The following is a 13,108-nucleotide window of genomic DNA, read 5'->3' on the forward strand; positions in this document are numbered from 1 at the left end:
GTTATGGATATGTAACATTATTATATGAATATTCAAATTCATTAATAAAGTACACGAATAATTAAAAAATTACAATATCAGGTTGTGCGTAAACTCCTATAGTTTCACCTTTACTTATACTTTCTGAAGCGCCTGATCCAGGTCTTTGATGAGGTAATCCGGGTCTTCTAGGCCAATAAAAAAACGGATCATGTTAAAAGGCAGGCTCGACTTATAGTTGCCAGTGTTATAAGATGCAGCAACCGGGTAAATTAATGACTCGTGACCACCCCAGGAAGCTGCCATTAAAAAGTGTTTCAGACCGTCGCAGAACATATCTATTTTGGCAATGTCGTCAGTTTTGAGCGTTATAGTAAATTGCCCTGTGTTGCTGCGCATCTGCTTTTGAGCAAGCTCGTATTGCGGGTTATTCTCCACGAATGGCGAAAGTATCTTCTCCACCTTAGGATGTTGGCTCAGGAAATCTACTACTTTACGGGTAGAGGCAGCTATTCGCTCCATTCGTACCGGCAGGGTACGCAGGCCACGTATCAGCAGCCAGGCCGCATGCGGATCGAGTATCGCCCCCAGCGTCATGTATTCCTGCACAAATATTTTATTTATAGTTTCATACTTCCCGCAAATTATGCCGCCCATTACATCAGAATGCCCGCCTATGTATTTTGTACAGGAATGCACCACCAAATCTACCCCCATCGCTAACGGATTCTGGTAAAGTGGCGTAGCAAAACTGTTATCAATAATAGTGGTGCAGTTATGAGCGCGGGCAATAGCAACTATAGCTTCAATATCCTGTAGCTCAAAGGTAAAAGAGTTGGGGCTTTCGAGGTATAGCAGTGTTGTATTTGGCTTCAGCGCATTTTTATAGTTGCTGGCATCCGTTCCGTCTACCATAGTTACTTCAACTCCAAAGCGCGGCAGAAAAGACTTCATCAGGGTATTGGTCCAGGAGTAAGGCTTTTTAACACAAACCACATGGTCCCCGGCCTTAACCTGCGAGAGTACTGCCGCCGAGACTGCCGCAATGCCACTGCCAAAAGCGATGGCATGTTCTGCTCCTTCCAGCGCTGCCATCTTTTTTTCGAGTATAGTTATAGTTGGGTTATTGCCCCGCGTATAGAAGTAAACATCCGATTCATTCTTCAGCATTTCGCGCATTTCAGCCACCGTTCTGCAGGCAAAATTGCTGGTTTGAATAATGGGCGGCGCTACAGCATTAAAGTATAGTTCGCGGTCTTCGCCAAGTTCGTTCAGGATATAGGAAAGCTCCATAATTTATAGTTCGTCTTGCTCCTTCCCTAATACTATCATGCAGTTTTTATAGTTGCTTACAAGCTCAAATTCAGGCATTTACACATTCATTAAAAAATAATTCAAACTTTAGCATAACACACTGATTTACAGTATGTTAAATTCAATATTTTATACCAAAAAGCTGTATTTTTTGCAACTGATACAGGCTCTGAAATGTTGAGTATACATGAAAGAGAAAGAAGAAGAAAACGTGGTAGCCTTATATGCCGGAGAGCAGCAACCCGACGTTCAGGAGTGGCAAAAGTCCATCCCGGCGCAAGTGTTTCTGAATTACTTTTTTGCGATAAATTACCACATAAAAAACACAGCAGGTAACGGCCTGGATCAGCTTTCTTTTTTTAAAGAAGCTAAACCGGAGCTTACTGAAAAAGATACCGAAGCTATAAAACGGCTTTTGCTTAACAGCTGGAGCACAGAGTATGCCTTGCGCGCCACTGCCGAGCTTGGCGATGAAGCCTATATGCGCAATGCCCTGCACTGGACATTCCCGCAGGCGTATTATACCGTATTTGCCGGACTGCAGGCCTTTATGCGCACGCGTGGCGTTAATACCAACAGCGATGCACTGATATTGCGCGAGGCGGGCCGACTGGTAGTTAAAAACGCATATCCGCATGCCATCAGCTTTTATGCATCCGGCCATTACGACGATTTTAATGTGCATCGCCTGCCGCTGGCGCACTACAAGCCAGGCCTGCAGATAGCAGGCAAAGAACTGGAAGCACAGGCACAGATTGGTCAGTTCCTGAGAACGACACGCCGCATGAAAGCCAAAGCCGTACGCCAGTTTGTACAAGGTAATTCGAATACCGCTATCCGAAGTGGCAAAACAGGCGAAATATTGCAGAAATTTGGTCCGCAGCATTGGCAGCAACTTACCTGGCGCATTGGTTATACTACCTTATTCGATCTGATGGCGAGGTTGCGTATCTCCAGCTCGCACCGTGAGATTGAGCGCTTTGTGCAGGCTGAAATAGACTTTAAGCTGTTCCATGAGTCGTTGCTGGAGATTGTGAGCTATCTGAATGGTATACACGAATGCTACGTAGCACAGGCCATGGGATTGCAGCAGTACGAGAACTTTGTACAGGAACTACCAAAACACCTGCAAAACTCTTTTGTTGCTGCCCGCTTAAACGAACAGATCAAACCCCTGCTCCTGCCCGGCGAAGAAGATTACCAACTGGGAGCAGCAGCTTAAGCTTTTCCATTTTACTTATATTCCCTAAACTCCTGCAGGTTTATGCCTGCAGGAGTTTTTTTTGTTTGAACGGATTAAGTCGGGTTGGCTGGTGTAACCCACCCCTACCCCTCACGGGAGGGGATTCTTCTGCCCTAGCTATAGTTAGGCTTATTGTTCTATAGTTTGTTAAGCTGGCGCGAGTCTCCAGACTCGTGACTTAAGATGATGTTGAGTCTCCCGACTCAACTGGCCCGATAGTGACAAGGATTGCTGTAGCGTTAACTATCGTTCTATAGTTGCTGTTAGTCTAACCACCCCCAACCCCTCAGAGCTACGCTCGCTACCTTCGAAATCGCTTCTCGGTAGTCTAAGGCGGGGAGCTTTTCGGTCACAGCTATAGTTGACGAAATAGTTTTATAGGTAGCGATTGTCATCCCCCTGTCCCCTTGAGAGGGGGACTTTGCTATAATGCTATAGTTGACAACTATAGTTTTATAGTTAGCCATCCAGTTATTTAACAATTAACAATCAGCAATTAACTTTTTAAAGCTGCCGATTATTTAGCAATTTTGCAGCTTGATTTTGAGACATCACTTTTAGTATAAAATCGCATGCAACTAAGCGAACAGGAACTGCGCCGCCGCCATGAGCGCGAAGAGCTGGAGAAAATGGGCATTAACCCTTATCCATCTGAGACATTTGATATTACGGCAACAGCCAAAGAGATAAAGGAGAACTTCGATAAGGAAAAGAACAATTACCAGGAAGTAACGCTGGCCGGCCGACTGATGAGCCGACGCATTATGGGTAAGGCTTCTTTTGCTGAGCTAATGGACAGCACAGGTCGCATCCAGATCTATGTATCGAGAGATGACATTGCACCGGGCGAAGACAAAGAAATGTATAACACCGTGTTCAAGAAAATGCTGGACATTGGTGACTTTATCGGCGTGAAAGGCTATGCTTTTATAACGCAGGTGGGTGAAATTTCGGTGCATGTAACTGAGCTTACTGTGCTTACCAAATCGCTGCGTCCGTTGCCTATAGTTAAGCGCGAGGTTGATGAGAACGGTGTGGAGCACGTGTACGATGCTTTCAGCGATCCTGAGCTACGCTATCGTCAGCGCTATGTGGACTTAATTGTAAACCCGCATGTGCGTGAGACATTTAAGAAGCGTACGCAACTGGTAAGCACTATGCGTAACTTCCTGTCAGAGAAAGGTTACCTGGAAGTAGAAACACCAATTCTGCAGCCTATACATGGTGGCGCGGCGGCACGTCCGTTTAAAACGCACCACAATACCTTGGACATGACCCTGTACCTGCGTATTGCCAACGAACTATACCTGAAGCGCCTTATAGTTGGTGGCTTTGATGGTGTATTCGAGTTTGCAAAAGACTTCCGTAACGAAGGTATGAGCCGTTTCCATAACCCGGAGTTTACGGTAATGGAGCTTTACGTTACCTACAAAGACTACAACTGGATGATGGAGTTGGTAGAGGAAATGGTAGAGAAAGTTGCCCTTGCCCTGCACGGTAAAACTGAAGTTCAGGTTGGTGAGAACCTGATCAACTTTGCCCGCCCATGGAAGCGCTACACCATGAACGAAGCCATCGAGCACTTCACCAAGATCGATATCTCTAACATGGAAGAGCCGGAACTGCGCCAGGCTGCTCAGCAACTGGGCATCCATGTAGATCCAACGATGGGTAAAGCCAAGATCATTGATGAGATATTCGGTGAAACAGCAGAGCCTTACTTAATACAGCCAACATTTATCACAGATTACCCTGTTGAGATGAGCCCGCTGGCCAAGAAGCACCGCAGCAAGCCAGGTTTAGTAGAGCGTTTCGAGGCGATCTGTAACGGTAAAGAAATTTGCAACGCCTTCTCAGAACTGAACGACCCGGTTGACCAGCGTGCCCGCTTTGAGGAGCAGCTGGAACTGGCAAAACGTGGTGATGTAGAGGCGATGGCCCTTGACGAAGACTTCCTGCGTGCACTGGAGTACGGCATGCCACCAACTGCCGGTTTAGGAGTAGGTATAGATCGCCTTTCCATGATCATGACCAACTCTAACTCTATCCAGGACGTGCTGTTCTTCCCGCAGATGAAGCCGGAGAAAAAAGACGAGTAACTATAGTTTAACTATAAAACAAAAGCCCCTGCTAAACTATAGCAGGGGCTTTTTTATGAAGTTAAGTTTTACTTATAAGCAGCGTTGCATGTTTGTACCACCTGTTGGTCCTAAAGCAGGATCATTGTACATGGTATTAACTTCTGAGCTGCTCTGGCTGGTTAAATTATTATAATCGCTACTTGTGTGGCTCTTACTCTTACTAGTCCAGGATGTAACTTTTCCTTTTGTACTGCTAAAGCTCTTGCTTACTTTATTACTTAATGTAGTAGCTGAATTCCGAACCTGCTTACGGAGGTCTTTTCCTTTTTCGGGAGCAAGCAGGATGCCTGCTAAAACGCCAACACTTGCACCGGCAAGTACACCTGCCACTACCTGACCACCGGATACTCCTTTACGCTTCGAGGTATGAGAAACAGATTTACCGGTTCTGCTGGTTTCAGTTAACCTTCCGCCAAGTCCTTGGCCTTCATGTCCCCAATCATCATTATAAGGAGTACGAGATGTATGACTTCCGGTATTTGCAGTTGATGTGACATCCGATTGTCTCATCTGCCGCACATTGGCATTTGTATAGTTGGTTTTATTTTCTCCAAGGCTTCTGCATTCCAAGGTTGTTTTCATAGTTATGGGGTTTAAAGTTGTATTAAAATGAGTAAACGCATTGTGCTGCTTAATTAGTATAAACGTAGCCTTTTACCCTAAAGTTAGAAACACATAAAAACAAAGCGCCCGCTCCGGATAGAGCAGGCGCTTTATAGTTGTGCAACAATAAATGTAGTTGCCTCAGCGAGCTAATAAGCTCCAGCAACAATTTTTACCGATGCACAGAGTTAGACGTATTAAGCGTTTCCGCCAGTAGCTGAACCACCGGTTGAGCTGTTGCCACCAGTTGTGCCGGATTTCTGAGAACCTGAAGTGGTAGAGCCAGATCCTGACATACCAGACTTCATTTCACCAAATTTATCCATAGCACCGGCGCTCATGTTCTTGATCTCATCTAAGCCAGTCTGAAGATTTTTCTCCAGGTCTTTGCTCATTTTAGAAGCCCATTTCTTAACACTTGTTCTTGTAACTTCACCAGTGTCTGGGGCCATCATTAAACCAGCAATAACACCAGCGCTGGCACCAGCCAGAAGAGCTAATATTATTTTACCGCTATTGTCCTTCATAGTCGTATTTTTATTTAAGATTAATATAGTTTTTAACTATTAATTGTTCGTGCCTTGATAACGTCTAAATATAGTATTTAGTTATATCTTTAGTATAGAATATACTTATAATTCTAATAAAGGCACAAAAATCTTACGCAGTTATGCTTAAACGACTATTTTAAACTGTTACGAATGTTATCAATCATGCTAACGATGTCTTCTTTCGTCTTACCTAACTTGATCTGAAGGCGGCCGAACAATTCATCTTCTTTGCCCTCTGCATAGGTCAGATCCTCTTCAGTTAGCTCAGCATAATTCTGCTTTAACTGTCCTTTTACATCGTCCCAGGAGCCGTGCATTACCAGACTGCTGCCTGCACCAGTTGTGCCGGATTTCTCTAGTTTGCTCATCCAGTTTTTCATGGTTCTTTCCATGTCTTCGCCAGCTTTTGTAAGGCTGCGCTTAACGCTGTCGCGTGTTGTTTGTCCGTTGTCCGGGGCTAGCAGAATACCTGCAACAATGCCCGCACCAATACCTGATAGTGTCGCTAAAAGGATCTTTCCGTTCTTATCCATTTTTTATTTTTGTGAGGTTTTAAGTATATGTGAAGGTGCCGGACAAGCCAGCCAACTCCTACTTGAATTTAATGGCGTATACTCCTACAATTAGTTGTAATTTCGCGCTTCAGTTTACATACGGCAACCTTACTTGTTAGTTAGCTTAAGTATAAACACCAGCGTTACTGAAGCCGATAAATACTTACTCTTAAACCTTAGTACTATGAAAAAATCTGTAGCAACACTCGCTATATTCTGCCTGGGCGGCTTTTTCGCATGCAAAACCACCGAAGAGCAAACCGCCTGTATCGACCCCACAAAAATTAACCCCGATGGCATCTGCACCATGCAGTATGACCCTGTTTGCGGCTGCGACAACAAAACGTACGGTAATGCCTGCGTTGCCAATAACGCCGGCGTTATATCTTACACAAAAGGCGAATGCCCAACCCAGAACTAGGTCAAACTATAGCAGCTGAAAGATGAGCGAGAAAAAATACATCAAGCAGACCAAACCGTTCCGGGTGCCTACCACCGATGGCAAACTTATAGAAGAGCATTTCGGACATGCCTCTACCCGCACCGATGCCTTTAGCGTTGCCCACATGGTAGCACCACCGCACTGGAGCGAGCCACACCAAACTCCGGATTTTGATGAGATAACTATAGTTACCCGTGGCCGGAAACTTATTGAGATAGATGGTGAGGAAGTAGAAGTAAAAGCCGGAGAAACGATCCTTATAAAAGCAGGTACCCGCATCCGTTACGCCAACCCTTACGACGAAGAAACCGAATACTGGTCTGTCTGCATTCCAGCCTTCGATATCAGTGCTGTGCACCGCGAGGATGCCTGATTTGAAGAGTTAGAGATTTGGGAATGTGAAGTTGCTCCAGACAACTATAGAATACAAAAAAGCCGCTGCTATAGTTTAGCGGCGGCTTTTTTCGATATTATCCTGCCGCCAGTTTGAGCGCAGCGGTAACTGGTGGTCAGATATGGCAGCTAGTTTGTAACTGGTTTTGCTTTGGAAAAGCAAGGACAACTATAACCCCAACTATAGAACTATAGATCCAGATTCCAACTATAAATGAGAGTACTATTTTGAGAGGAGTTGGGGATGACAAACTGCTATTATGGAACTATCATCTCAGCTATTACTGTAACAATAAATCTACTCCTCTATACTTTTCTGGTCACGCAGAACGCCAGTTACAAACTGGCTCCAAGCGATACCACAAGTTACGCTAACGCTAAACTTGCGGTATTTAAGAACAACTATAAAACAAAAATGCCCGGCTAAACTATAGCCGGGCATTTTTATATTTCAGGGCGCGAAGATCATTTACGAACCTTCACACCTCCAGATTTTAAAATTACTTAGAGATCATCTCCACGATATCTTCTGAGATACCCATCGTAGAGAAGCCACCGTCGTGCATCAGGTTCTGCATGGTAACGTAACGGGTCAGGTCAGAGAACAACGTAACACAGTAGTCAGCGCAGGCATCAGCCGGAGCGTTACCAAGCGGCGACATTTTATCGGCATACTCGAAGAACGCATCGAAACCACCTACACCAGTACCGGCTGTAGTTTTAGTCGGCGACTGCGACACCGTGTTTACACGTACTTTTTTGGCACGGCCTAAACGGTAGCCATAGTTACGGGCAATAGATTCCAGCACCGCTTTGGCATGCGACATGTCAGTATAATCAGGGAATACACGCTGCGCTGCAATGTATGACAGGGCAACTATAGAACCCCACTCGCTCATGGCATCCTGCTTTTCAGCTACGTGCATCACTTTGTGGAAAGAGATAGCCGAAATGTCCAGCGTTTTCAGGAACCACTCGTAGTTCAGGTCGCCATAAGACTTGCCTTTACGGATGTTCGGGCTCATACCAATAGAGTGCAATACAAAGTCGATCTTGCCACCCAGAATTTCCTGTGCCTGCGTAAACAGGTTCTCCAGGTCTTCTACCGAAGTAGCATCAGCCGGAATGATCTGCGCGTTGCAGTGTTCCGCCAGTTTATTGATCTCGCCCATGCGCATTGCAATGGGTGCGTTCGTTAATACAAACTCCGCTCCTTCTTCATGCGCACGCATTGCTACTTTCCATGCGATAGATTTTTCATCCAGTGCACCGAATATGATTCCTCTTTTTCCTTTTAAAAGATTATATGACATTTCTTTATCAAGTTAATATTGTTCCTTTTCCAGAATCCCCGCTAAAATAAGCAGTAGCAGGAATTACGTGGCAATATAGTAATATCTTATTACAGTGAAAGCAACTCCTTTGCACTTTGATATGCATTGGCGCTCGGGTTTGCACCGGCTATCATGTGGGCGATCTCGTTCACACGCTCCTCTTCGTTCAGCTGCTTAATGCGGCTTATCGTTCTGTCTTCGCGGTCTTCTTTGTAAACAAAGTAGTGGTAATCGCCTTGCGCGGCAATTTGCGGCAAGTGCGAAATGGCGATGATCTGGTGTTTCTGAGCCATTTGCTGCATCATGCGCCCAACTTTTACAGCCACTTCACCTGATATACCTGTATCAATTTCATCGAAAACTATAGTTGGCAAGGCAGTTTTATCGGCCAGCATATACTTCACGCTCAGCATTAACCTGGAGAATTCACCACCTGAGGCAGCTTTAACCAGCGTTTGTGGCTGCGCTCCTTTGTTGGCACTGAACAGAATACTGATCTCATCGGTACCGGTGGCAGTTGGCTGCGCTTCTTTGTGCTGAATAACAATGCGCGCATTCGGCATGCCCAGATCAGCTACCAGGTTATGTAGTTCCTGCTCAAACTTGGCAAAGGATGACTGTCTTCTGTCAGATAACTCTTTCGCTTTTTTCAGAACATCCTGGTACGCAGCGTCCATTTCCTTTTTGGTTTTGGCGATGGCGTTATCCAGGTTCAGTACATTCCCAACTTTGGTTGCCAGCTCATCCTGAATAGCTAACAACTCAGCTATAGTTTGTACCTGGTGCTTGCGCTGCAAGGTATAGATCATGTTCAGGCGCTCCTGTACTTCCAGGGTGCGTTGCGGGTCGGCTTCGGTTCTGCGCTCGGCATCTTCCAGTTCACCAGCAATATCGTTCAGCTCAATCAGGGCACTTTCGGCGCGGGTACGCAGCTCATCATACTTTGACGAGAACTGCGAAAGCTGACCAATTAAATAAGCTGTATCTTTTAAAGCAGAGGTAATATTAAAGTCAGATTCTGTGAGGCTTTGCACAGCCTGCGTCAGTTTCAGTTTAATATCCTCGGCATTTTCCAGTTGCTTCAGTTCTTCTTCCAGGGTTTCCTGCTCGTCTGCTTCCAGTTTTGCTTCATCAAATTCATTCAGCAAAAATGTATTGTAATCGAGCTCTTTCTGAGACTGTGCCAATTGGTCTTCCAGCTTTTTGTACTCCGATTCCAGCTTTTTATAGCCTCGGTATGTTTCGCTGTAAGCTTTTAGGTACGATAGGTTGCCGGCGTAAATATCCAGCGAGGTATTGCCGGCATAAATATCCAGTATGTTCAACTGATAGCTGGTATCACCTAACTGCAACGTATCGTGCTGCGAGTGCACGTCCATCAGATTCTCCCCAATTTTGCGGATCACATCCAAGGTAACAGGTGTGTCGTTTACAAAAGCACGGCTCTTACCACTAGGGCTTATCTCGCGGCGCAGGATGCAGGTGTTGTCAAAATCGAGGTCTTCGGCAGAAAAAACTTCCTGCAGGTTGTACTGCGAGATGTCGAAAACACCTTCGATTACACATTTCTGTTCCTGGTTAAAGAGCAGTTTGGTATCGGCGCGATTACCCAGCAACAGGCCAATAGCTCCCAGCATAATGGATTTACCTGCGCCGGTCTCGCCGGTAATAATGTTCAGCACCGGCGACGGATGCATTTCCAACTGCTCAATTAAGGCGTAATTTTTTATTCTAAGGTCTATCAGCATACACTAAAAGGCCGCTTCTAAGTCGTAAATAATTTCTTGAATCTGCTCTGTGGGCAACACATGTTTACTTCTGCGCATATCCAGTACGGTAATGTTTTCAGGAGAAATCTGCAAAAGCTTACCGGCCAGTACTACCCTGCTTCGCAACACTACCTGCACTGCCGGTCGTTCCAACAGTTCTGAAGTATGTTGTTGCAGCTTGGTTCCGGAAATACGAATCTGGCGTTTGCCCATGTAGTATAGTTGGCGAAACTATAGTTTATCGCCTCCGTGAAGATACGCGGTTTATCCGAGAATTAGAACATGTTTAAACTCATCTTTTGCGCTGCAAAAAACGAATACAAATATGTTTGTGATAAAGTTAGCGCTTGAGTAATTGGTCGTATTTGGAGCGGTTGGTCGGGTCAGTTTCGGTGAGCAAGGTGTAGGCTGCCTGCTTATCGGCTGGGGCGGCATTCTTAAACATATTCAGCAATTCGTCTGACTTGGCCTCGAAGAACGAACGAACTATAGCTGCACCCGGTTTCTGCTTATTCAGCTTGTTTACTTCCTGCAGCACTTCAAGCACTGTTTTGCGCGCTTTTTCCGGGTTTTCAGCCATCATATCCAGCCCTTGTCGGTGCATTTTGTAAATGCCTTCTCTAAAACCTGTAAACTGCGGATCCTGCAGGTTATCGATGATCCAGTAGCGGTTACGATTGCTGTCGAATGCTTTCCAGCCCGGGTAGTTGGCACCCTGCGACGCAGCCAGGTTCACGACGCTTCTTGCTTTATCGAATGCCTGACCGCCCCCCATTTTACCAAAGCTGTCATTGTCCATACCGATGATCAGGTAGGCATAAAAAGCGAGCATCGATGTCAGGTTAGAACTATAGTTGTTATCGGCGTATTGCAGCAACTGGGCATTGTTATACTCAAACATCCAGTCCTTATCTATAAAAGTAAACAGCGTGGATTCGTAGCCAGTCCCATACGCCGGCCTTACCGACACTACCTGCACATTGGCCCTGAACATACCTATCTGCGGCATTTCTGTCAGGTTGATAAGCAGGCGACACTTAATGCGTTCTTCAGCTCCGTAGGATTGGTTTCCCCAGCGCTGCGTATTCATCAGCTCTTCAATGCGTGTCTGCATTTCGGTAAACAGCTGCTTGTCCGTAGACTGTATCTGGTCGCTGTTTACGACTACATCGCACAGCAATTCCTGGGCTTTCGCGCCAAGCGTAGCTATCGTTAGCAGCACCAGCAAAAGTAGTTTCTTAGCCATGTAGTCTTTCCCAAACAAGGTTTACAAGATCCTGTGCCACTTCAGTTTTGTGCTTTAATTCAAAAGCGGTGGTTTTGCCAGGTTCTATAATGGTAATTTTATTCGTATCGTGTTTAAACCCGGCGCCTTCATCGCGCAGCGAGTTCAGCACGATCATATCCAGGTTCTTTTTCTTTAGCTTTTCGGCAGCGTTGGCACTTTCGTTATCGGTTTCCAGGGCAAACCCTACAGAGAATTGCCCCGGCTTTTTCTGTTTGCCTACGGTTGCTGCTATATCAACGTTCTTAACAAGCTCTATCGTGAGTTCGTTGCCTGCTTTCTTTATTTTTTTATCGGCAACTACTTTCGGCTTGTAGTCTGCCACGGCTGCAGCATAAATTATAATATCTGCTGCATCAGCATGGGCCAGCACGGCGGCATACATTTCATCAGCAGTAGTAACGGGTAATACAGTTATAGTTGGGGTATTGGTTTTCTGGTTGGTCGGGCCCGATACCAGGATCACATCAGCACCTTTAGCGGCAAATTCCTCGGCAATCGCAAAACCCATTTTGCCAGTTGAGTGATTCCCGATAAAGCGCACCGGGTCTATGGCTTCGTAGGTAGGGCCTGCGGTAAGCAGTACGGTCTTGCCTTTAAACGATCTTTCCTTCACGGGCAAAAAAGTTCTGAAGTACTTCTATTATTTCCTCAGGTTCCGCTAATCTCCCCTGTCCTATCAGTCCGCTTGCCAGTTCGCCGTAGCCAGCTTCTATAATATAGTTGCCATAGCCGCGCAGCTTCGTAAAGTTACTTTGCACAGCCGGGTGCTGATACATATCCAGGTCCATAGCAGGAGCCACAAACACCGGACAGCGTGCCGATAAGTAGGTGGCTGAAAGCAGGTTATCGCAAAAGCCATTGGCAAATTTGGCTACCGTGTTGGCACTGGCCGGGGCTACAACTATAGCATCGGCCCATAGGCCAAGTTCCACGTGGTTGTTCCAGAGGCCACCTTCGTCTTTTACAAAATGGGTGAGCACGGGCCGTTTAGAAAGTGTGGCCAGTGTGAGCGGGGTTATAAACTCAGAAGCAGAAGTGGTCAGGATAACCTGTACTTCTGCTTCTGCTTTTACGAGTTGGCGAACCAGCAAAGCTGCTTTATACGCAGCAATACTTCCGCAAACTCCCAGTATTATTTTCTTATGCCGGAGCATGGGCCGCTATTACAGCGTTTCTTCTGTAGCTTCGTCTTCTTCCGGGTTACGCAGGTATACTTTACCTTCCAGAAACTCCTCAATAGCAAGGCTGGTTGGCTTTGGCATACGCTCATAATATTTAGAGATCTCTATCTGCTCACGGTTCTCGAACACTTCTTCCAGGTTATCTACAGTTGTAGCAAACTCGGCAAGCTTAGAGTTCAACTCCTCTTTCAGCTTCACAGATATCTGGTTAGCTCTTTTAGAGATAACTGACACAGACATGTATACGTTACCGGTCTGCTCTGCAAAGTCGGCCATGTTGCGTGTTACGATTGATGATGGAACTGATGCCATATGT

At 45.8% G+C, this 13,108-nt stretch carries 15 protein-coding genes; 4 read left to right on the forward strand and 11 right to left on the reverse strand.

Annotation, left to right across the window (positions count from 1 at the left end; genetic code table 11):
• Positions 1 to 114 precede the first annotated feature (114 nt).
• The gene (locus GSQ66_RS10495; protein WP_162427427.1) at positions 115 to 1,272 is read right to left on the reverse strand and encodes an aminotransferase class I/II-fold pyridoxal phosphate-dependent enzyme; all 1,158 of its coding nucleotides are present in this window, start codon (positions 1,270 to 1,272) and stop codon (positions 115 to 117) included.
• Positions 1,273 to 1,480: 208 nt separating this feature from the next.
• On the opposite strand from GSQ66_RS10495, the gene GSQ66_RS10500 reads away from it, so the two are divergent.
• Positions 1,481 to 2,515: a hypothetical protein gene (locus tag GSQ66_RS10500; protein WP_162427428.1), complete on the forward strand. Its 1,035-nt coding sequence runs from the start codon at positions 1,481 to 1,483 to the stop codon at positions 2,513 to 2,515.
• A gap of 593 nt (positions 2,516 to 3,108) precedes the next feature.
• Entirely contained in the window at positions 3,109 to 4,635 is a 1,527-nt protein-coding gene (gene lysS / locus GSQ66_RS10505; RefSeq protein WP_162427429.1) for a lysine--tRNA ligase, read from the forward strand.
• A 72-nt stretch (positions 4,636 to 4,707) separates the two neighbouring features.
• Here the strand turns inward: lysS and GSQ66_RS10510 are convergent, their stop codons facing one another.
• From GSQ66_RS10510 to GSQ66_RS19150, 3 genes are all read right to left on the reverse strand, one after another.
• A complete protein-coding gene (locus tag GSQ66_RS10510) occupies positions 4,708 to 5,259 on the reverse strand; it encodes a YtxH domain-containing protein (RefSeq protein ID WP_162427430.1) in 552 nt (183 codons plus the stop codon).
• 218 nt (positions 5,260 to 5,477) lie between these two features.
• Positions 5,478 to 5,807 (reverse strand): YtxH domain-containing protein, encoded by a 330-nt coding sequence (locus tag GSQ66_RS10515; RefSeq protein WP_162427431.1) that lies wholly within the window; start codon positions 5,805 to 5,807, stop codon positions 5,478 to 5,480.
• Positions 5,808 to 5,962: 155 nt separating this feature from the next.
• A complete protein-coding gene (locus GSQ66_RS19150; RefSeq protein WP_162427432.1) occupies positions 5,963 to 6,364 on the reverse strand; it encodes a CsbD family protein in 402 nt (133 codons plus the stop codon).
• Between the two features lie 205 nt (positions 6,365 to 6,569).
• Between GSQ66_RS19150 and GSQ66_RS10525 the strand changes: the two genes are divergently transcribed.
• Positions 6,570 to 6,806: a Kazal-type serine protease inhibitor family protein gene (locus GSQ66_RS10525; protein WP_162427433.1), complete on the forward strand. Its 237-nt coding sequence runs from the start codon at positions 6,570 to 6,572 to the stop codon at positions 6,804 to 6,806.
• A gap of 22 nt (positions 6,807 to 6,828) precedes the next feature.
• Positions 6,829 to 7,200 carry a cupin domain-containing protein gene (locus GSQ66_RS10530; protein WP_162427434.1) on the forward strand — a complete coding sequence of 124 codons (372 nt, stop codon included), beginning with the start codon at positions 6,829 to 6,831 and terminating at the stop codon, positions 7,198 to 7,200.
• Between the two features lie 520 nt (positions 7,201 to 7,720).
• On the opposite strand, the gene GSQ66_RS10535 is transcribed toward GSQ66_RS10530, so the two are convergent.
• The 7 genes from GSQ66_RS10535 to GSQ66_RS10560 form a co-directional block, all read right to left on the reverse strand.
• Positions 7,721 to 8,533, reverse strand: coding sequence for an enoyl-ACP reductase FabI (locus GSQ66_RS10535; protein WP_162427435.1), 813 nt, complete (start codon positions 8,531 to 8,533; stop codon positions 7,721 to 7,723).
• Positions 8,534 to 8,622: 89 nt separating this feature from the next.
• Complete coding sequence (recN, locus tag GSQ66_RS10540; protein WP_162427436.1) at positions 8,623 to 10,302, reverse strand: DNA repair protein RecN; 1,680 nt, start codon at positions 10,300 to 10,302, stop codon at positions 8,623 to 8,625.
• A 3-nt stretch (positions 10,303 to 10,305) separates the two neighbouring features.
• Positions 10,306 to 10,536 (reverse strand): hypothetical protein, encoded by a 231-nt coding sequence (locus tag GSQ66_RS10545; protein WP_162427437.1) that lies wholly within the window; start codon positions 10,534 to 10,536, stop codon positions 10,306 to 10,308.
• A gap of 127 nt (positions 10,537 to 10,663) precedes the next feature.
• Entirely contained in the window at positions 10,664 to 11,569 is a 906-nt protein-coding gene (gene porD, locus GSQ66_RS10550) for a type IX secretion system protein PorD (protein WP_162427438.1), read from the reverse strand.
• Positions 11,562 to 12,224 (reverse strand): bifunctional phosphopantothenoylcysteine decarboxylase/phosphopantothenate--cysteine ligase CoaBC, encoded by a 663-nt coding sequence (gene coaBC / locus GSQ66_RS19155; RefSeq protein ID WP_317164189.1) that lies wholly within the window; start codon positions 12,222 to 12,224, stop codon positions 11,562 to 11,564. The genes porD and coaBC overlap by 8 nt, the downstream gene beginning before the upstream one ends.
• Positions 12,205 to 12,765 carry a flavoprotein gene (locus tag GSQ66_RS19160; RefSeq protein ID WP_317164190.1) on the reverse strand — a complete coding sequence of 187 codons (561 nt, stop codon included), beginning with the start codon at positions 12,763 to 12,765 and terminating at the stop codon, positions 12,205 to 12,207. Before GSQ66_RS19160 ends, coaBC begins: the two co-directional genes overlap by 20 nt.
• 9 nt (positions 12,766 to 12,774) lie before the next feature.
• Complete coding sequence (locus tag GSQ66_RS10560; RefSeq protein ID WP_162427439.1) at positions 12,775 to 13,104, reverse strand: DNA-directed RNA polymerase subunit omega; 330 nt, start codon at positions 13,102 to 13,104, stop codon at positions 12,775 to 12,777.
• Positions 13,105 to 13,108: the final 4 nt, after the last annotated feature.

The organism is Pontibacter pudoricolor, assembly GCF_010092985.1.
Taxonomy (GTDB): Bacteria; Bacteroidota; Bacteroidia; order Cytophagales; family Hymenobacteraceae; genus Pontibacter; species Pontibacter pudoricolor.